This is a genomic window from Parabacteroides vesiculifaciens, assembly GCF_049860805.1.
In the GTDB taxonomy this organism is placed as follows: Bacteria; Bacteroidota; Bacteroidia; order Bacteroidales; family Tannerellaceae; genus Parabacteroides.
Map to the genome: position 1 here is coordinate 3492313 of NZ_CP187555.1, position 19344 is coordinate 3511656.

Annotated in this window: 13 protein-coding genes; 5 read left to right on the top strand and 8 right to left on the bottom strand. The window is 49.3% G+C overall.

Going from position 1 to position 19344, the window contains the following annotated elements:
• Positions 1-127: 127 nt before the first annotated feature.
• Complete coding sequence (locus ACPYIV_RS13990; protein ID WP_293732163.1) at positions 128-838, bottom strand: FKBP-type peptidyl-prolyl cis-trans isomerase; 711 nt, start codon at positions 836-838, stop codon at positions 128-130.
• 14 nt (positions 839-852) lie between these two features.
• Entirely contained in the window at positions 853-1440 is a 588-nt protein-coding gene (locus tag ACPYIV_RS13995; protein WP_293732162.1) for an FKBP-type peptidyl-prolyl cis-trans isomerase, read from the bottom strand.
• A 784-nt stretch (positions 1441-2224) separates the two neighbouring features.
• Here ACPYIV_RS13995 and ACPYIV_RS14000 point away from each other — a divergent pair.
• The 5 genes from ACPYIV_RS14000 to ACPYIV_RS14020 all read left to right on the top strand — a co-directional run bounded on the left by ACPYIV_RS14000 (position 2225) and on the right by ACPYIV_RS14020 (position 8393).
• Positions 2225-3364, top strand: a complete 1140-nt coding sequence (locus tag ACPYIV_RS14000; protein ID WP_425886524.1) for a glycoside hydrolase family 76 protein — start codon at positions 2225-2227, stop codon at positions 3362-3364.
• Positions 3365-3377: 13 nt separating this feature from the next.
• Positions 3378-4847, top strand: a complete 1470-nt coding sequence (locus tag ACPYIV_RS14005; protein WP_293732161.1) for a glycoside hydrolase family 125 protein — start codon at positions 3378-3380, stop codon at positions 4845-4847.
• 213 nt (positions 4848-5060) lie between these two features.
• Positions 5061-5759 carry an SIR2 family NAD-dependent protein deacylase gene (locus ACPYIV_RS14010; protein WP_425883571.1) on the top strand — a complete coding sequence of 233 codons (699 nt, stop codon included), beginning with the start codon at positions 5061-5063 and terminating at the stop codon, positions 5757-5759.
• A 2-nt stretch (positions 5760-5761) separates the two neighbouring features.
• A complete protein-coding gene (locus ACPYIV_RS14015; protein WP_299362540.1) occupies positions 5762-7228 on the top strand; it encodes a Na+/H+ antiporter NhaC family protein in 1467 nt (488 codons plus the stop codon).
• Complete coding sequence (locus ACPYIV_RS14020; RefSeq protein WP_293740367.1) at positions 7197-8393, top strand: dicarboxylate/amino acid:cation symporter; 1197 nt, start codon at positions 7197-7199, stop codon at positions 8391-8393. Before ACPYIV_RS14015 ends, ACPYIV_RS14020 begins: the two co-directional genes overlap by 32 nt.
• Here the strand turns inward: ACPYIV_RS14020 and ACPYIV_RS14025 are convergent.
• The 6 genes from ACPYIV_RS14025 to ACPYIV_RS14050 all read right to left on the bottom strand — a co-directional run bounded on the left by ACPYIV_RS14025 (position 8377) and on the right by ACPYIV_RS14050 (position 19257).
• On the bottom strand, positions 8377-9156 hold the full coding sequence (locus tag ACPYIV_RS14025; protein WP_425883573.1) for a DUF5040 domain-containing protein: 780 nt from the start codon (positions 9154-9156) through the stop codon (positions 8377-8379). The two genes, ACPYIV_RS14020 and ACPYIV_RS14025, sit on opposite strands and share 17 nt — an antisense overlap.
• A gap of 48 nt (positions 9157-9204) precedes the next feature.
• On the bottom strand, positions 9205-9729 hold the full coding sequence (locus tag ACPYIV_RS14030) for a 3'-5' exonuclease (protein ID WP_293732157.1): 525 nt from the start codon (positions 9727-9729) through the stop codon (positions 9205-9207).
• Between the two features lie 163 nt (positions 9730-9892).
• Positions 9893-13132, bottom strand: coding sequence for a S41 family peptidase (locus tag ACPYIV_RS14035; protein WP_425883576.1), 3240 nt, complete (start codon positions 13130-13132; stop codon positions 9893-9895).
• 45 nt (positions 13133-13177) lie between these two features.
• A complete protein-coding gene (locus ACPYIV_RS14040; protein ID WP_293732155.1) occupies positions 13178-13588 on the bottom strand; it encodes a hypothetical protein in 411 nt (136 codons plus the stop codon).
• Positions 13589-14096: 508 nt separating this feature from the next.
• The gene (locus tag ACPYIV_RS14045) at positions 14097-15899 is read right to left on the bottom strand and encodes a RagB/SusD family nutrient uptake outer membrane protein (RefSeq protein WP_293732154.1); all 1803 of its coding nucleotides are present in this window, start codon (positions 15897-15899) and stop codon (positions 14097-14099) included.
• Positions 15900-15921: 22 nt separating this feature from the next.
• Positions 15922-19257, bottom strand: a complete 3336-nt coding sequence (locus ACPYIV_RS14050; RefSeq protein WP_425883579.1) for a TonB-dependent receptor — start codon at positions 19255-19257, stop codon at positions 15922-15924.
• Positions 19258-19344: the final 87 nt, after the last annotated feature.

Consider the following 19344-nt stretch of genomic DNA (forward strand, 5'->3'; position numbering starts at 1 on the left):
ATATAATTAATTTCAATACTATATCATTGTGAAAGAAAAAAGTATGAAATAAATAATAAAAGCGGGCGAAAAATGCTATTTAACATATTCCGCCCGCCCAATATCGTATAAAACGATAGTTTGTCTCTTATTTATCTTTTACGATATCCAGCAATTCGATTTCGAATTTCAATGTGCTGTTCGGTTTGATATCCTGTCCTGCGCCACGTTCGCCGTAAGCCAGTTCTGAAGGAACCCAGACGATATATTTAGAACCTACCGGCATCAGCTGCAGGATTTCCGTCCAACCTTTGATCACGCCGCCAACCGGGAATTCAGCCGGTTCGCCGCCACGGTCCATCGTACTGTCGAATTTAGTTCCGTCCAGCAAAGTTCCTGTATAATGCACTTTTACTTTATCGTCGGCAGTCGGCTTAGCACCTGTACCTTCCGTAACCACCTGATACTGCAAACCGCTTTCGGTTGTCAGAACGCCTTTCTTCGTTTTGTTTTCAGCCAGGAACTTTTCGCCTTCTTCTTTGGTCTTCTTTGCATCTCTTGCAGAAGCTTCCATGAAGTAAGTCTGAACATAAGCCTGAGCAGCCTGCGGAGTCATCTTCATAGCAGAAGAATCGCCCTTGATAGCCTGGATAAAGCCGGCGATCAGATCATCAACGTTAGCAGGATCGCCCGGCAGAGTCTTTAAATTGTCTTTATAACCTGCACCTGTGCTGATACCGATGGCATAGCTCACGCTATCTGCGGCAGTCTTCAAAGATGCACTTTTATGTGAATCACCACATGATGTAATACCCATAGCTACAATCGCTGTAGCAACCAATACACTAATCTTTTTCATTTTTCTCTATTATGTTATTTTACTATGTCCAATAATTCAACGTCGAAAACCAATGCGCTGTTCGGTTCGATCGCATCGCCCGCACCATGCTCGCCGTAGGCCAGATTGGAAGGGATGAAAAGACGCCATTTAGAACCTACCGGCATCAACTGCAACGCTTCCACCCATCCCGGGATCACCTGCGACACACCGAATACGGCAGGTTCGCCACGCTCTACAGAGCTGTCGAATACGGTTCCGTTGATCAATGTTCCGTGATAATGGCATTTCACCTTGTCGGAAGCAGTCGGCTTGACACCTTCGCCTTGCTTCAATACCTGATACTGCAAACCGCTGGGTAACGTAACGACTCCGGCTTTTCCCTTATTGATATTCAGAAATTCCTCTCCGGCTTTTTTATTAAGCTCCAGTCTTTCTTTCTGAAGATTCATGAAGTAATCGTTGATAACCTGTTTTGCTTCATCGTAACCGATTTCCGGCTGTGCTCCGCTCAGCACGTCATTCAATCCTTTTACAAAATCCTCAACCTGAAGATTATTAATGCCCGAGTTCTGGAAATTATTTCCGATACTTAAGCCAAGTGCGTAACTAATCTTATCCATTCTTTTTCTTTTCAACTAATTATGAACCACAAAAGTAATGCTTTTAACTACACAAACTGCAAACAGCAACACTTTTTTATTACATTTGCATCACTTATGGAAGAACGAACGATATGGGCATTGCCGAAAACGTCTATGTAGAAGCAATGTAAGAACAGAAGCAAATGAACAATTGTTCAGCTACAACATCAGAGAATTCAAATTCCCGCAACAGGAGATTGCCTGCCGACTCACCCGACATTTATTGGGATTGCCTCTTCAGATTGTCAAAAGAACAGAAAAGAGGCAAATCCGTCTTTTTCAAATGTTAAATCAGACAATAACTCCCCTAAAAAGGGGATATTCACATTTCGCTATCATCCAGCGTTTTATATTATCGCGAGTTTCTTAAAAAATATTACCCGCAAGGGTAATTCGAAATAGATGGGGTATAAAACCTAATTTTATGCACTACTGTTTCGATTCAGACTAACGGGTATTTGAAAAAAGCAAACAATAAGCCTGGGTCGACAATAAGCCCCGTGATGGGGGAATAATAAGCTAATGGAGTCTGTCCCCTATGGATATCGGGTAGACCTGCATGCCACCCGATCCGAGGCAAAGCCACCCTTCTTTTCCAATAGGCTTCATGCAAAAATGGCTCTTCCATCCTGTTCGTTAGGGCAAGACTTAGTAACAATATATAGAATAAATAGTATCTTTGCAAAGAAAATGATATTTATTCTATTAGACCATGAAGCAATTGACATTATTGATTATTCTTTGTAATTACCTGCTGTGGGGGATGTCTTGTAATCCTACGACAGCATCCTCCTCTGCCGATCGCGACCTCTCCATCGCCGATTCCATGTTTACCAACATCCTGAACAAGTATAACGTCGAGAAGTACGGCTTGTTGCAAGAAACGTATCCGGCCAATCCCGACAACCAGGTCACCTATCTGGCGGAAGGAGCCGAACAGAAACGCAATCAGGAGGTATCGTTCCTCTGGCCCTACTCCGGAATGCTTTCGGGAGGGATTGCACTGTACAGGACGACGGAAGACGAGAAATATCTGAAAGTGCTCGAAGGACGGATCCTGCCGGGACTGGAACAGTACTGGGATGATAAGCGCGAACCGTTCTGCTACCAGAGCTACCCGATGTTCAACGGGGAGAGCGACCGCTTCTATGACGATAACGACTGGCTGGCGATCGATTTCTGCGACCTGTACGCATTGACGAAGAACGTGAAATACTTAGAGAAGGCACAGGCACTATACAATTATATATATAGCGGATGGGACGACGTGCTGGGCGGCGGTATCTATTGGTGCGAGCAAAAGAAGACATCCAAGAACACCTGCTCCAACGCACCTGCCACCGTCCTCTGCATGAAGCTGTATAACCTGACGCAAGACAACGCCTACCTCGAACAGGCCAAGAAGACATACAACTGGACCAAAAACAACCTTCGCGACCCGGAAGACTTCGTTTACTGGGATAATGTCCGCTTAGACGGAAGCGTAGACAAGGCCAAATATACTTACAACAGCGGGCAGATGATACAGGCAGGCGTCCTGCTCTACCAACAATCGGGCGACGAAGCCTATCTGAAAGACGCACAGGAAACCGCCCGAGGCGCCTACCAACGCTTCACCGAAGTACGCAAAGGCGCAGACGGAACGGAAACCCGTTTCTACACCGCCAGCCCCTGGTTCAACGTGATCCTGCTACGCGGCCTGACGGCCCTTTACGAAGTGGACCACAACCCCGAATATATCCGGACGATGGCGGACAACGCCCGTTATGCGTGGGATCATACCCGCGACGTGAACGGATTCCTCGACAACGACTGGACCGGCATCAAGACCCAAGAGCATAAATGGCTGCTGGACAACGCCTGCATGGTCGAACTTTTCTCCGAAATCAATAACATCAAATAAATAGCAAACAAAGATGACAACACGCAGAAACTTTCTGAAAACAGGCGGCCTCTCGCTCGCCGGCCTGATGGTGGGTCAGAACTCGTTCGCCCGTATGGCTGAAAATAGCGCCAACACATTAACGGGAACCGCCTCCGCCATGCAATACGTTTGTAAACGTCCGGCACCAGGCAAACGGCAGTTCACATCCGAGGCCGTGGAAAAAGCGATCGCCACCACAAAAGCCAAGTTGAAAGATCCGAAACTCGCCTGGATGTTCGAAAACTGTTTCCCCAACACGCTGGACACGACTTGCGAACACAAGATGGTGAAAGGCAAACCCGACACCTTCGTCCTGACCGGCGATATCCACGCCATGTGGCTCCGCGACTCGTCTGCACAGGTATTCCCGCACATCCAGTTCGCCAACGACGATCCGAAGGTGAAGACCATGCTCGCCGGCGTCATCAACCGCCAGACCTGGTGCATCAACATCGACCCGTATGCCAACGGATTCAACGAAGGACCGACCGGCAGCGAATGGGAAAGCGATTTTACGGACATGAAAAAGGAACTGCACGAGCGCAAATGGGAAATCGACTCGCTCTGCTACCCGATCCGCCTCGCCTACCATTTCTGGAAAAAGACGGGCGACACCTCTCCTTTCGATGCCGATTGGGACAAAGCGATGAAGACCGTTTACAAGACCTTTATCGAACAACAGCGTAAAGACGACCTCGGCCCGTACAAGTTCAGGCGCAAGACAGACCGTCAGGGCGACACCTTGCTGAACGACGGTTGGGGCAGCCCGGTCAATCCGGTCGGCCTGATCGTTTCATCGTTCCGTCCGTCGGATGATGCGACACTGTTCGGATTCCTGATCCCGTCGAACCTGTTCGCCATCACGTCACTCCGCCAGTTGGCCGAGATGATGCGCGAGATCAAGAACGATAACGATTTTGCCCGCCGTTGCGATTCATTGGCAGACGAGGTAGCGGCTGCTGTCGAGAAATACGGAATCATCAACCACCCCGAATATGGCAAAGTATATGCATTCGAAGTAGACGGTTTCTACAATCATGTATTTATGGATGACGCCAATGTTCCGAGCTTGCTCGCGCTGCCGTACCTGGGATGCGTGGAGATAGACGATCCCATCTACCGGAATACCCGCAAGATGGTGCTCAGCGATGCAAACCCCTACTTCTTCCAGGGTAAAGCCGGCGAAGGTATAGGCGGCCCGCATATCGGTTTCGGATATATCTGGCCGATGAGTATCATTATGCGTTGCAACACGACCCACGATGATGAGGAAATCCGCAAATGCGTCAAGATGCTTCGCGACACGGATGCCGATACAGGGTTTATGCACGAATCGTTCTACAAGGATGATCCAGCCAAGTTCACCCGTTCCTGGTTTGCCTGGGTTAATACATTGTTCGGAGAAATGATCTACCGCCTGGTGAATGAAGGGAAGGTGGATATTCTGAATAATTTAGGATAACAAGGGAATAGGAACTCCCCCGATTGGCAACAGGCCATAGGGCAACAACAAAAAAACGGTCGGCATCCTTTTACCGGAAGATGCCGACCGTTTTCACTAAAGGGTACATGCTGAAAGAAAAAAGTACGGGGGCGATCCTTTTTGCAGGCAAAGTTGGGAGGCCGGAATGATTTTTCTTTTCTATATTTGTAAAGTATATAGAACAACTGCCTTATGAAAAAGAAATTAGTCGTACTGACCGGTGCCGGGATGAGCGCCGAGAGTGGTATTTCGACCTTCCGTGACTCGGACGGCCTGTGGGAGAAATACCGGGTGGAAGATGTGGCAACCCCGGAAGGCTTTGCCGCCGATCCGGAACTGGTGCTCAACTTTTACAACCAGCGACGCCGGGAATTGCTGAACACGAAGCCCAACGCCGGACATACCGGGCTTGCAGAGCTGGAAAAAGAGTTCGACGTGCATATCATCACCCAGAATATAGACAACCTGCATGAACGCGCAGGGAGCAGCCATGTGGTGCACCTGCACGGCGAACTGATGAAAGCCTGCTCGGTGTGCGACCTGAATACGACTTATGACATTTCGCCGGAGAATCCCGACCTGCACATCGGGGATAAAGATCCCCACGGCGTGCAACTCCGCCCGTTCATCGTATGGTTCGGTGAGGCGGTCCCGATGATAGAACCGGCGATCCGCTTAGTGGAAGACTGCGACATCTTTGTGGTGATCGGAACTTCGCTCAACGTCTATCCGGCAGCCGGGCTGCTGAACTACGTGCGCCGCGGCCAGCCGATCTACCTCATCGACCCGAAAGAGGTGAAAGCCTATCGCAACGATATCCATTTCATACGCAAAGGAGCATCGGAAGGGGTGAAAGAGTTAAGTAAACACATAAGAAATAAGTATTATTGAGAATGGAGCATAATCCGACGAAGATTCCTTCGCCCTTACTTTCCCTGGTTCCCATACTTGTTTTGGTAACCCTACTGTTTGTAACGATACGCACGTTCGGTAGCGACTCCCTTAGTGGCGGCAGCCAGATCGTGCTGCTTACCGCCACAGCCGTCTGCTGCCTGATCGCCATGACCTACAGCAAAGTGCGCTGGAAGGTGTTGGAGCTGGCTATGATCAACAATATCACCGGTGTTGCGACGGCCTTGATCATCCTGTTGATCATCGGGGCGTTGTCGGGCAGCTGGATGATAAGCGGTGTCGTCCCCACCCTGATTTACTACGGGATGCAGATCATCCATCCCAGCTTTTTCCTGGCATCGACCTGTATCATCTGTGCCGTCGTCTCAGTCATGACGGGAAGTTCATGGACTACGATCGCCACGATCGGGATCGCCCTCTTAGGCATCGGGCAGGCACAAGGTTTCTCCGACGGCTGGATCGCAGGGGCGATCATTTCGGGCGCTTACTTCGGGGATAAGATCTCGCCGCTCTCCGACACGACGATCCTTGCCGCGTCGGTAACAGACACGCCGTTGTTCAAACACATCCGGTATATGATGATCACAACGATTCCATCCCTGTTGATCACGCTCGCCATCTTCACGATAGCCGGGCTTTCGCACGAGGCGACGGCTACGGACCAGATCGAGCAATATTCGGTTGCCCTAAACAACACGTTCCATATCACGCCCTGGTTGCTGATCGTGCCGGTCGTCACCGGTATCTTGATCGCGAAAAGGGTCCCGTCGATCATCACCCTTTTCATCTCGGCGGCGCTGGCGGGCCTGTTCGCGCTGATCTTCCAGCCGCACTTGTTGCAGGAGATTTCCGGGTTGCCGGTAGCGGATATACAATCCAATTTCAAGGGGCTGTTGATGACGTTCTACGGCAGTACGGGAGTTGAAACGGGCAATACGGAACTGAACAACTTAGTCGCCACGCGCGGTATGTCGGGGATGATGAACACGATCTGGCTGATCCTTTGCGCCATGTGCTTCGGCGGAGCGATGGCGGCAAGCGGTATGCTGGGAAGCATCACATCCGTATTCCTGCGCTTCATGAAACGGACGGTGGGGCTGGTTGCCTCGACGGTCGCATCGGGGCTGTTCCTCAACATCTGTACGGCCGACCAGTATATCTCGATCATCCTGACCGGGAATATGTTCAAAGATATTTATGAGAAGAAAGGATATGAAAGCCGTCTGCTGAGCCGCACGGTAGAGGACTCGGTAACGGTCACATCCGTACTGATCCCGTGGAACACCTGCGGTATGACGCAGGCGACGATCCTGGGCGTTGCCACTTTCACCTATCTTCCTTACTGCTTTTTTAACCTAATCAGCCCGTTGATGAGCATCACGATTGCCGCCATCGGGTTCAAAATAAAACGGAAAAATGAAAAGACTGAAAGTATCGTTGCTGGCTAAGGTAGTGATAGCCATCGCAGCCGGTGTTGTGTTCGGGCAGTTCCTGCCCGGTGGGATCGCCCGTATCTTTGTTACGTTTAACTCGCTGTTCGGCAATTTCCTGTCGTTCTCAATCCCGCTTATCATCCTGGGGTTGGTGACGCCGGCCATCGGAGAATTGGGCAAAGGAGCCGGCAGGCTGCTGGCGCTGACGGCGCTGATCGCTTACGGCTCGACCATCTTCTCCGGTTTCTTCACCTATTTTAGTAGCTCAGCGATCTTCCCGCATATCCTCCCGGTCAATGCCGAGTTGACGGCGATGGAGAATCCCGAAGATTTCATGTTGCAGCCCTATTTCACCGTTGCGATGCCTGCGGTGATGGAGGTGATGACAGCCCTGTTGCTTTCCTTCACCATCGGGCTGGGCCTTTCATATATCAACGGAGGCGCGTTGCGTGAAATGTTTTCCGACTTCCAGAAGATCATTATCAAGCTGATCGAGGCGGTTATCATCCCTTTGCTGCCGATCCACATCTTCGGTATCTTCCTGAACATGACGGTGAGCGGGCAGGTGATGAGCGTGATCACGATGTTCCTGAAAGTGATAATCGTGATCTTCGTGCTGCACGTGCTGTTGTTGCTTATCCAGTTTACGATCGCCGGGAGCGTGAGCGGGAAAAACCCGTTGCGGTTGCTAAAGAATATGCTTCCGGCCTATGCAACCGCGCTGGGGACGCAGTCCTCAGCCGCCACGATCCCAGTGACACTGGCACAGGCAGTCAAGAACGGCGTGCGTGAGAATATTGCCATCTTCGTCGTCCCCCTCTGCGCCACCATCCACCTGGCGGGCAGTACGATGAAGATCACCGCTTGCGCGATGGCGATCATGTATATGTCGGGCGAACCGGTTACCTTCAGCGCCCTTGCCGGCTTTATCATGATGCTGGGCGTCACGATGGTTGCCGCCCCGGGTGTGCCGGGCGGGGCTATCATGGCTGCGCTTGGCTTGCTACAAAGTATGTTAGGGTTCAACGAGACCTTGCAGGCGTTGATGATCGCCCTCTATATCGCAATGGACAGCTTCGGGACCGCCTGCAACGTGACGGGCGACGGTGCGATCGCGATCGTTGTGGACAGGATCGCCGGCAAAGGCTATCCGATACAAAGTTCTAAAGCCCGGGCTTAACAGAAAGAATCCGTTTCATTACATCGACAAATACGGCTGCCATCCGTTGCTGGATATACTGATCTTTTCCACGTCTCGGATGCCATCCGTATTTGACGCCATCCGTTATTTGTGAATCTTGGGCATAAATCAGGCTGATTTGTTCGCCGGTAACCGGATGCAGCTCCGCTTTAGAAAAACCGATATTCTTATCAAACTCTACCAAGGGTAATCCCCATTTAGCTGCCAATTTACGAATCGAACTGTTCAACAAAGTTCGCGCGTCATGCCAGTGTGTACAAAGCACTATAATCACAGGTTTACCCATTTTATTCCCGTAATATTTGGATTTTTCGTCGAACTGGAGATTATAACATTCCGTAATATAGCGTTTGATAACATAATCATAGGCAGCTGCATAGTTAGAACGGTCGAAAGGAGTCGGGTAGTCTGTATACTTCGCTTTTAGCATTGAGCCTTCGAACACGTCTTTGTCATGTACGTGCATAATAACAAGCGCATCTATATTTTCCAATTCCTCCGGTGAGTAGAGCGTCCCGTCCATCATTCGATTTGCCGTGTTTGCAATCGCTTCCCCGCCTATCGCTCTATTCATGCAAACGGCATCCAGTTTTTCACACCCCAATTCAAACCAACCATTTTCAGGAGAAGCAAAAGAGGCTCCCGTTAATAAAACTGTATATTTACAGGAAGTCGCTTTTTCCTGGCAGAAAAGAGGGCTAAAGCCCATAATGGCCAACAATACAAAAATTAGTTTTCTCATAAAAACACATTATACAAATATATGATCATACAAATGTACAGATTATAATCAAAGATCACACAGCCTTCCGACTCCTTTTTCCCGCATCATAGCCACTGCGATATGAGCACAAGCATAAGCATCGGCCATCGCATGGTGGTGATGAGTCAGGTCATACCCGCAATAGGCGGCGACGGTCTGTAGCTGGTGGTTGACAAGGAAAGGATAGATACGCCTCGACAGGCGGCAGGTGCAATAGAACTGATATTTGGGATAGGCGAGGTCGTAGGCTTCGTGGGCGGCCCGCAGGCAGCCTTCGTCGAAGGGGCTGTTATGGGCGACAAGCGGGATATCCCGCAATTTGCCGGCGATTCCGGCCCAGGCTTCCTCAAAGTCCGGCGAATCGATCGTGTCCTGCATGGTTATGCCGTGAACGGCAGTCGTAAACCGGGTATAAAAGTTCGGGTACGGACGAACCAAGGTGTAAATGGAGTCGACGACCCGGTTGTCTTCAATAATAGCGATCCCGATGCTACAAATGCTGCTCCGTTTTCCATTAGCAGTCTCAAAGTCTATTGCTGCAAAGCGCTCCATGGTTAGGAATTAAAGATTGAAAATTAATTGATCAGGTAAAAGATGATTTATTTTAGTTACGGATTACACGGATTAACACGGTTTTTTCTAAAAATCAATATATTATCCGTGTAATCCGTGTAATCTGTGCCTAAATATTATGCTGATAAATCATCATTCAAAATTATTTAGAGAAATCCCTCGGCGCCGGAATCCCCGGAAGCGGCTTGCGGCTCTGGAGTTCTTTCATGACTTCCTGGATGGCGCGGTCGAGTTGCTGGTCTTCACCGTTCCATTCCTTAACGGGATCGTTGTCGATCAGGATGTCGGGATCGACACCATGATTCTCGATGATCCAACTGCCGGTCTTCGGATCGTAGCTTGTGAAGAAAGGCACGCGGATGTCCGTCCCGTCCATATAAGGCAGCGGGCCGCTGATGCCGACAATGCCGCCCCACGTACGCGTCCCGATCAACTTGCCCAATCCCAAGGCACGGAATCCCCACGGGAAAAGATCCCCGTCCGAAGCCGAATATTTATTGATCAGACAGACCTTCGGGCCTACCTGCACGGCATCGGGCACGGTTCCGACGCGGGAGGAACCGCGGCGCATCGTCAGACGGTAGGGTTCGCGGGCGAGGCGTTCGAGGATCATCGGCGAAACATTACCTCCGCCATTCGCGCGGTCGTCGATAATCAACCCTTCTTTGTCGAGTTGCGGATAGAAATAGCGGGAAAACTCGTTCAGTCCTTCCGGCCCCATGTCGGGGATATAGATGTAACCGATCTTGCCGTTCGAAGCTTTATCGACTTTCTTGATATTATCCTGCACCCAGTTGTAATGGTAGAGCGAGTATTCTTCTGCAAGCGGACTGATCACGATCTTGCGCGCACCAGCCAGTTGCGGTTTGCTGTTCAGCGAAATTTCGGTCGGGACATCCGCCTTGCCGACCAGCAGCGAATACATATCTTTCACACTGTTTGTCGGCACGCCGTCGATCGCCACGATAAACTCGCCTGCCTTTGCCTCGATGCCCGGCTCCGTCAACGGAGAGCGCAACGATTTGCTCCAGGATGCACCCGGCAAGATTTTTTCGAGGCGGAAGAAGCCGCTTTTGTCACGAGAGATTTCAGCGCCTAACAGACCGGTCTTAATCCGGTTGGGGCGTTCAACCTCACCCGGGTTCACATACGCATGGCCACAGTTCAGTTCGCCGATCATCTCGCCGATGATGTAGTTCAAGTCTAAGCGAGTCTTGGCATACGGGACGAGCACCTCGTATTTTGCTTTGATCGCATTCCAATCCGTCCCGTGCATATTCTCCAGGTAGAAGCCGTCACGGAAAGCGCGCCACGCCTCATCAAAGATTTGCGCCCATTCCTGCGGATAGTCGACCGTGATCTTCATATTCGACAGGTTCACCGGATCGCTCAGGTCGGCTTTGCCCGAAGGGATATCCGTCACATAAATATCCTGACCCTTGAAGAAGAAGGCCTTCTTGCTGCCTGCCTCAACGCCCATCTGGGCGCCGTCGGCCACCACTTCTTCTTTCTGTTCTTTGAGGTCGAACACTTTTGTACCGCCGAGCCCTAAATAATAGACCTTATTTCCATCCGAATAGAAGTTGCCGTAATAAGAAGGGCTTACCGGTAGCTTGACGATGCGTTCCGTCAGCCCGTCGAAGTCGATCTTGACGGCCGAAACTGCAGACGCATCTTTCTTTGCCTCGTCTTTCTTCGCCGTGTCGTTTTTCTTTGCCTCATCTTTGGCTACGGCGACTACCGCATCCTTTTCTAAGAAAGGCGAAGGCGTATCGCTGGATAGCAGCAGCAGGTAAATTCCGTACATATTATCATACACATGGTTCCATTCCAGTGCCCCGTACGTCGGGTTGAAATCGCGGGCGGATGCGAAAATCAGATATTTGCCGTCCGTACTGAATGCCGGGGAAGAGGAGTTATACCATTTGTCCGTCACCGCATATTCTTTCTTATCGGCAAGGTTATAGACATAAACGATGCTAACATCATTGTCTCCCGTGCGGGTATACGTCAGCCATTTGTTATCCGGAGAGAAGGTCACGCCGCGGGGTTCGCCCATCGGATCCTGCAACAAGGTTGTCACCTGTTTCGTAGCTACATCCAGCAGGTTCACGCGGTTCTTGCGGTCTGTATAAACAATCGTCTTGGAATCCGGGCTCCATTCAAAACCGCGGATATACGTGTCGTTATTTTTCGTCAGTTGCACGGGTTCGCCGCCGGTGGCATCCTGCATATAGAGTTCCGTTTCTCCGGTGGCATCCGAGATATAGACAATGGATGTGCCGTCGGGCGACCATTGTGCATCGCGGTCATGTGCTCCCGGCGAGCGGGTGATATTCTTTGTCACTCCTTTCCCTACCGGCAGGTTGAACACTTCGCCGCGGGCCGTCACCACTAAGCGTTCGCCGTCGGGCGAGAGGCTGGCTTCGGTGATATAACCGGCTCCGTCCTTGATTTCGCTGCGAGCGTAGATGTTATCGGACGTCAGGGTGATATTCACCTTTTCCGGCTTCTTGGTTCCGGCATCCATCTTGTAGATATAACCGCCGTTCTCGAAAACGATCGTATTGCCGTTTGCGCTTGGGAACTTCACATCGTATTCGGTGAAGTCGGTGACCTTGTCCGTCTGTTTGGTCTTCGTGTTATAAACGAAGATGTTCATCGTCCGGTCGCGGTCGGAAAGGAAGAAGATTTCGTCGCCGATCCACATCGGGATAATGTCCTGTGCGGGGTTGTCGGTAATATTCTCGACCGTTTTCTTGTCGGGATTATAGATCCAGACATCATCCGCCATCCCTCCTTTGTAGTATTTCCAGGTACGGAACTCACGCATGACGCGGTTATAAGCCAGTTGTTTGCCATCGGGAGAATAACTGCAGAACCCGCCTTCGGGAAGCGGGATAACTTCGGACAGTCCTCCCTCCTTATCCACCGTGAACAGCTTCCCGCTGAAGCCGTCGCTGATGCGGTTGCGGTACACGATGCGGCTGCCGTCGGGTGTCCAGTTCATCACGATGTTGTTCGGTCCCATGCGGTCGCCCAGGTCATCCCGGCTGTTCGTGGCCGTATAGGTCACACGCAACGGTTCCCCGCCCGACACCGGCATAGTATACACTTCCGTATTACCATCATATTGCCCGGTGAATGCAATCGTTTTGCCGTCCGGCGAAAAACGGGGAAACATTTCGTATCCCACATGCGAAGTCAGGCGCTTGGCTTCGCCACCCGTAGCCGGAACCTTGTAGAGGTCTCCCGCATACGAGAATACAATCTCATTACCGTTCGTTGCCGGGAAACGCAACAGACGCGCTTCATCCGCCGCCATCAACAGTGAAGGCGCGCCGGCAAGAACCAATAAAGAAAAGATAAGTTTCTTTTTCATACCTATTATCGTTTAGTATACCGACAAAGGTAAAAAAAGTAAAGCTCAAAGTATATTCCTGCGCAGATATTCCTTTATCTTCCACCATAATAATTGCCGTTTAGCGACAAAAAGGGACCAGCCGGGCAACAATTTTCCCGTGCGTTTATAAAATTCGGGATCGCAAACCGATATACACTGCTGATCCATGCTCGATGCGGAAAACAAACAGAAGCGCCCGTTCTTCAACAGAATGCCCAAAGCGTCCTTCAACAGGACGAAAGCGGCTATATCAGCAAAACTAATAATACCGACTGACGAAAAAGAGAACGAAGATTCTTTAAACTCGACATGATGCAGAACGACATAGGGACGCAATTGCCAAAAAAGTTCAGTAATGTTGACAGGATCAAGTTTTTCCAAAAAAGATAGCAACCATTGCTCCTGAAGATTTGAGATAGATAAAGGTAATTCCATATTTGCTTAAATTCGACCTGAAATAATCCGTATATCCAACAATTCCCAAATTGGATGGTTATTATAAAGAAACGTGGGAATTAACAACATACACTCGATTAAGGACCTCGAATAACCTATAACTAGTTGTATGCGATAATTACCCACGTTTTTTTATCTTGGATACACGAGTGCATAGGCACCCGTCCTGTATGACAAGAAAAAACGCGAACAAAATCCACATACTATCCACTAGTTATTCTGAAAATTTCGAGGTTTCAATCAAGAGATAATATATAAACTTTCGTGTTCATCACTAAAGTTGCACCAGCGATAACGCTTTATCTGGCTTATTGTACACGGCAAAGATAAACAGAAGATTCAAAATACGGATATTCCTTCCCCGTTTTTTCAAGGTTTCTTGGAAAAAACAAAAAAAGCCGGCTACGACCGGAATATCATCATTCCATCGCAGCCGGCCACTTTCGGCTAATACCTATTTACTATATTTGACCTCCGGATATAGAGATTAATAGTAACCTTCATTCTGTTCTTCGCTGATTTCACCGACAGGATTCAGGCGGTCGATGTGTTTCTGCGGGATCGGACGAAGTTTGTGATACGGTTTGATATAGATCGCATCCGGGTTATATTTTTTCACCCAGTCGTACAACAGTTCGCAACGCACCAGGTCTTCCCAGCGGTTGGTTTCTCCCAGCAATTCGCGTCCGCGTTCGTTCAGGATAAATTCGATAAAATCACCTTGCAGGTCGGCAGGAGTAACTTTCAGTGCGTCATACGTGCTTCCGGTATCATTCGTACCTCCTTCGAAGAGCCAGATCTGTTGGTCTTTCTGTTCACCTTCGGACCAGGCGGCACGTTTGCGGATCACATTGATATATTCGGCAGCCTTGTCGAAATCCCCTTTACGGCCGGCAGCTTCCGCAGCCAACAGATACGTTTCGCCCAAACGCATACGAACCCATTCGCGAGAACCCTTCTCTTCGGAAACGGAAGGACGGTTCGGGTCGAGGTATTTCACCAGTGACGGGAAATAACGGATCGAGTGTGTTTCGCGGGGGAAATAAGAATAGGTAAAGTTGGCACGGAACTTACGCATATCATTGCTGTTAGATTCGTATCCGGTCTTTTCCATCGTATAATAGATAGCCGTATCGCCATACTGGAATTTCAGTTGGCCGGCAACCTGTCCTTTTGAAGGATCCGGGTTGAAGTAAACAGAACCGTCATAAGACAGGGATTCCCAAACAGGTAAGGTTTTCACATTATTGGCATAATATACCCACTTGAAACTCTTGTAGAAACGAGAATCATGCAGACGGTCGTACAGATCATCCATAGTCTTTTTAGTAGCCACATGACGGCGGAACGGACGGCCATTCTCAATGTCACGCAACATACCGGGCTGGTCTTCATACCAAGATAACCAATAAAGATGCTGTTTGTTGCCGTCCCCATTGAACATAGGCTCTGTCGTAAACTGAACGGCAAACACGGTCTCGGAATTCCCCTGATTCTTGATATCCCACAGAGAGGAGAAGTTTTCTTGCAGAGAGTAAGCCCCACTGTTGATCACTTGCTCTGCATAATAAAGCGTACTGTCCATATCCGTCGCTTTCTGACCACGCGCATCCTTGACCGCACTGCCACGAGTCAAATAAACCTTCGCTAACAGATGGGCAGCAGAATAACGTGTGGCACGTCCCAAAACCGAAGCCTTCTCCGGTAAATTTTCGGCGGCATTACGCAAATCACTGATGATGACATTATAAATATCTGCAACCGGAGCACGCTTAAAGTCCGTCCGAATCTCGAAACTGCCTTCCGTTACCAAAGGAATACGTCCGAACTGTTGCACCAAATCAAAATATAAATAAGCACGGATAAATTGCATTTCGGCATAACTTTGTGTTTTCACACTTTCCAACAAGTCTTGGGAATCCAGAATCTTCTGCATCGCGATATTGGCATCACTAATCCCTTTATAATGATTTTCCCACATCTCATACAGAATACCGTCGTCCGGATTCAGCTGTGTCGCATATTTATTATACGATTCACGGTTACTACCATCTTCACCTTCCGTAAACAAGTCAGTTCCTAATTCGGTCAGAACATTGAAGCGTTCACCGCCGACTCCCCAGCGGAGGAAACCGTAAGCTGCCGTAATGGCGGCATTTACCCCGGCTTCCGTTTCATAATAATCGTACGACATCACCGGAGCATCGTCTTCGCTTAACCAGCTGCTGCAACCTGATGTAGAAAGCGTCAGGCCTGCCAGCATATAGTAATATATAGATTTCATTTTCATTCCTTATTTATTAAGATTAAAATTACAAAGTCAAGTTTATACCAAAAATCCAAGAGCTGATACTCGGAGTACCGAAACCACTACCGTTTGTTTCAGGATTACCTGCCGCATTGACTTTGGACGCTTCCGGGTCGATACCTGTATAGTTGGTAAAGATGAACGGATTCTGTGCCGTGAAGTAAACACGCAGTTTCTCAACCATGAACTTCTGAGTCAAGCTCTTCGGCAACGTATATCCCATCGTCATTGTCTTCACACGGAGGAAATCCGCCTTTTCATAATAAGTGGACGTGATGTAGATCGGACGCTCTTCGTCGATACTCGGGCGAGGATAAGCGTTCGTCGGGTTGTTTGGTGTCCAGTAGTCCACTTTCACACCACCATTACGTCCGCAATGTTCCACCGCATAAATATCGTTATACAGCATAGCGCCAAAGCTCGCATATAAGAAGACCGACAAGTCGAACCCTTTATAGTTGAAGGTATTCACCATACTGGCAATCAGTTTCGGACGCGGGTTACCCAGAATCTGCTTATCAGCATCCGTAATCTTATAGTCACCGTTCACATCCTCAATCTTGATATCACCTGGAGCAAAGTCCGTACCGTTGGCGGCAAATTTCGCCATCTCGGCAAGATCTGACTCCGTGTTCTGCCAGATACCCACCTTGTGGTAGTCATAGTGAACATTCACCGGCTGACCGATAAACCATTTGCTACCGATATCGTCGTTCTTGCCATTATACAGTTCAACGATTTCCTCCTTGTTGGAAGACAGCATCAAATCAGTTGTCCACTGGAAGTCTTTCGTATTGATGTTCATAGAGTTGATAGAAACTTCTATACCTTTATTACGCGTCTTACCCACATTCGAAAGCACATCGGGAAAACCGGAAACAACCGGCAACTGGCGTTTCAGCAACAGATCATGTGTGTTCTGCATATACAAGTCGATCGTACCGTTGATACGTCCTCTCAACACACCAAAATCGATACCCAAGTTCCACTGATCCGTCGTTTCCCACGTCAACAGACTGTTTGCCATCGCATTCGGAGCATATCCGATCGTCGGAATTCCACCATTATCAAACGGATAACGGATCAGCGACAATGTACCTTTCGTCTGGTAAGGATCTACGGCCGAGTTACCGGTCTTACCGAAGCCAAGTCTAAACTTCAGGTTATCCAACCAGCCGGAAGTATTCGACATGAACGATTCTTCATTGACACGCCATGCCAATGCGGCGGAAGGGAAAAGCACCCACTTGTGTCCGTCGGCCAAACGGGAAGAACCGTCGTAACGGGCGGAAACCGTCAACAGGTAACGTCCTAAATAGTTATAATTGATACGTCCCATGAAGGAAGCCATATTCCACTTAACCATCGAGCTACCGATCGTATTGGTCACCAATCCCGATCCCAGGTCATAATATTTCAGGTTATCGGCAGGCAGGTTCTCCATTGCGACATTCACATTTTCTCTTTTATCTTCCTGGATGGACTGCAACAAGGTTACACCCAACGTATGCTTGTCGTTAAACGTCTTATCGTAGAAAAGCATGTTTTCCAGTGTAAACATTGTGTACTTGTCCACCGCGTTCTTGGCATAGGAAGTACCCATACCCCGGTTGCTGGTCTTAGCAGACCTGAACTCGTAGTCCTGTACGGTACGGGCATCGATACCCAGGTTGGAACGGAACTTCAAACCGTCAACAGGCAGTTTGATATCCAGTGAATAGCTGCCTAAGTAGCGCGTCGTCTTCAACGGACGGTCCACGGCTCCCGGAACAAGGTCCATCATCGTATTGTAAACATTATAAGAACCCGGTAACGGAATAATCTCGCCGTTATCATCCCACAACTGGGCCAACGGGCTTAAACGCCAACCACCGGCAAGCCCGGCTCCGCGTTGCTGGACGGCACGCGAATATTGCGTCTGCGCCCCGATCTTCACATATTTGTTGATCTCGTGGTTCAGGTTCAGACGGATCGAATAGCGTTCATAATCTTCATCTTTGAAAATACCGTTATTCTTATTGTAAGTAGCGGAGGCAAGGAAATTCGTCCGTTCGCCACCGCCGCGGATACTCAGTTGGTGGTCGGTCACCATACCGGTGCGAGTCACATGATCCATATACCGGGTAGTACGTACGCGGGACGGATTATAAACGCCATCTTCGCCCCAACCCATCATGACCGATTCCATGATCGACGGGTCGCGTGTGAATCCCGGACAGACCATATCCTGATCCCTGGAAGCCACATCCGAGTTATAGCGGATCGAACTATTGCTCGTATTACGATAAGACTCGCGCGTATATTCGGCATATTCCGGTCCGTCCCAGAAATCGAGCTGGTTCAGGATTGTCTGTGCTCCGACATATCCGTTATAGTCGATCTGCGTCTTACCTGATTTACCTTGCTTGGTCGTAATCAGGATAACACCGTTCGCACCACGGGCACCGTAGATAGCAGTTGCCGACGCGTCCTTCAACACTTCCATGGATTCGATATCCGACGGGCTGATTTCGCCGATACCACCGGTAACGGGGACCCCGTCGATCACATACAACGGATCGTTGCTGGCGGTGATCGAACGTTTACCACGGATCATCACACTCGGGGTAGAACCCGGCGACCAGTTGGCATTGGAAACGACAACACCCGGAATACGTCCCTGCAATGCTTCCGATGCGGTGGAAGTCGGAACGGCCGAAATCTTGGCGGCGTTTACAGAAGCGACAGCCCCGGTCAAGTCTCTTTTCTTCACCGTACCATAACCTACGACGACCACTTCATCCAGGCCCAGTGCATCCTCTTTCATCAGGATGTCAAACGTATTCTTGCCGTCGACCTTGACCTCCATCGGTAAAAAACCGATATAGGATATTTCCAACAATTCCCCCGGAGCTGCCTCCAAAGAGAAGTTACCATCCATGTCCGAGATGGTCCCGTTGGTCGTCCCCTTGACAACGATATTCGCTCCGGCTACCGGAAATCCCGTTTCGTCCGTAATCACACCGGATATTTTCTTGGCTTTTTGCTGTTTGACAGGAGCCTCGGCCTTGACGATCACAATCGTCTTGTTGCTCACCTTGTAAGAAAGGCCATGCTTTTCCAATACCTGGGACAGGATATCCTTTAGCGGACGGTTGGAAGCGGAAACGACTACATCCGGATTTTCACTTAGAATGATGTCCCGGTAAACGACTGAAAAAGACGTTTGGGCTTCCAGATTCTTAAAAAACTCTTTCAATGTGACATTCTGCAAATTCATTGACATTGTTTGCGAGATGTCCTGTGCGTACATAGTTGTACACAAAAGCAGGAGTGCTGCACTCCGAAATACTTTCTTCATGACTATGATAAATAGACTTAAGTTAGAATTAAACAATTGATTTTTAAAAACACTTTTTCTTTGATCTCACCTGTTCATTTCATAAGC

Excerpts from the sequence above, each read along its gene's own strand:
- ACPYIV_RS14040 (WP_293732155.1), bottom strand. The coding sequence starts at position 13,588 with ATGGAATTACCTTTATCTATCTCAAATCTTCAGGAGCAATGGTTGCTA.
- ACPYIV_RS14025 (WP_425883573.1), bottom strand. The coding sequence starts at position 9,156 with ATGAGAAAACTAATTTTTGTATTGTTGGCCATTATGGGCTTTAGCCCT.
- ACPYIV_RS14020 (WP_293740367.1), top strand. The coding sequence starts at position 7,197 with ATGAAAAGACTGAAAGTATCGTTGCTGGCTAAGGTAGTGATAGCCATC.
- ACPYIV_RS14000 (WP_425886524.1), top strand. The coding sequence starts at position 2,225 with ATGTCTTGTAATCCTACGACAGCATCCTCCTCTGCCGATCGCGACCTC.
- ACPYIV_RS14045 (WP_293732154.1), bottom strand. The coding sequence starts at position 15,899 with ATGAAAATGAAATCTATATATTACTATATGCTGGCAGGCCTGACGCTT.
- ACPYIV_RS14005 (WP_293732161.1), top strand. The coding sequence starts at position 3,378 with ATGACAACACGCAGAAACTTTCTGAAAACAGGCGGCCTCTCGCTCGCC.
- ACPYIV_RS13990 (WP_293732163.1), bottom strand. The coding sequence starts at position 838 with ATGAAAAAGATTAGTGTATTGGTTGCTACAGCGATTGTAGCTATGGGT.
- ACPYIV_RS13995 (WP_293732162.1), bottom strand. The coding sequence starts at position 1,440 with ATGGATAAGATTAGTTACGCACTTGGCTTAAGTATCGGAAATAATTTC.
- ACPYIV_RS14030 (WP_293732157.1), bottom strand. The coding sequence starts at position 9,729 with ATGGAGCGCTTTGCAGCAATAGACTTTGAGACTGCTAATGGAAAACGG.
- ACPYIV_RS14035 (WP_425883576.1), bottom strand. The coding sequence starts at position 13,132 with ATGAAAAAGAAACTTATCTTTTCTTTATTGGTTCTTGCCGGCGCGCCT.
- ACPYIV_RS14015 (WP_299362540.1), top strand. The coding sequence starts at position 5,762 with ATGGAGCATAATCCGACGAAGATTCCTTCGCCCTTACTTTCCCTGGTT.
- ACPYIV_RS14050 (WP_425883579.1), bottom strand. The coding sequence starts at position 19,257 with ATGAAGAAAGTATTTCGGAGTGCAGCACTCCTGCTTTTGTGTACAACT.
- ACPYIV_RS14010 (WP_425883571.1), top strand. The coding sequence starts at position 5,061 with ATGAAAAAGAAATTAGTCGTACTGACCGGTGCCGGGATGAGCGCCGAG.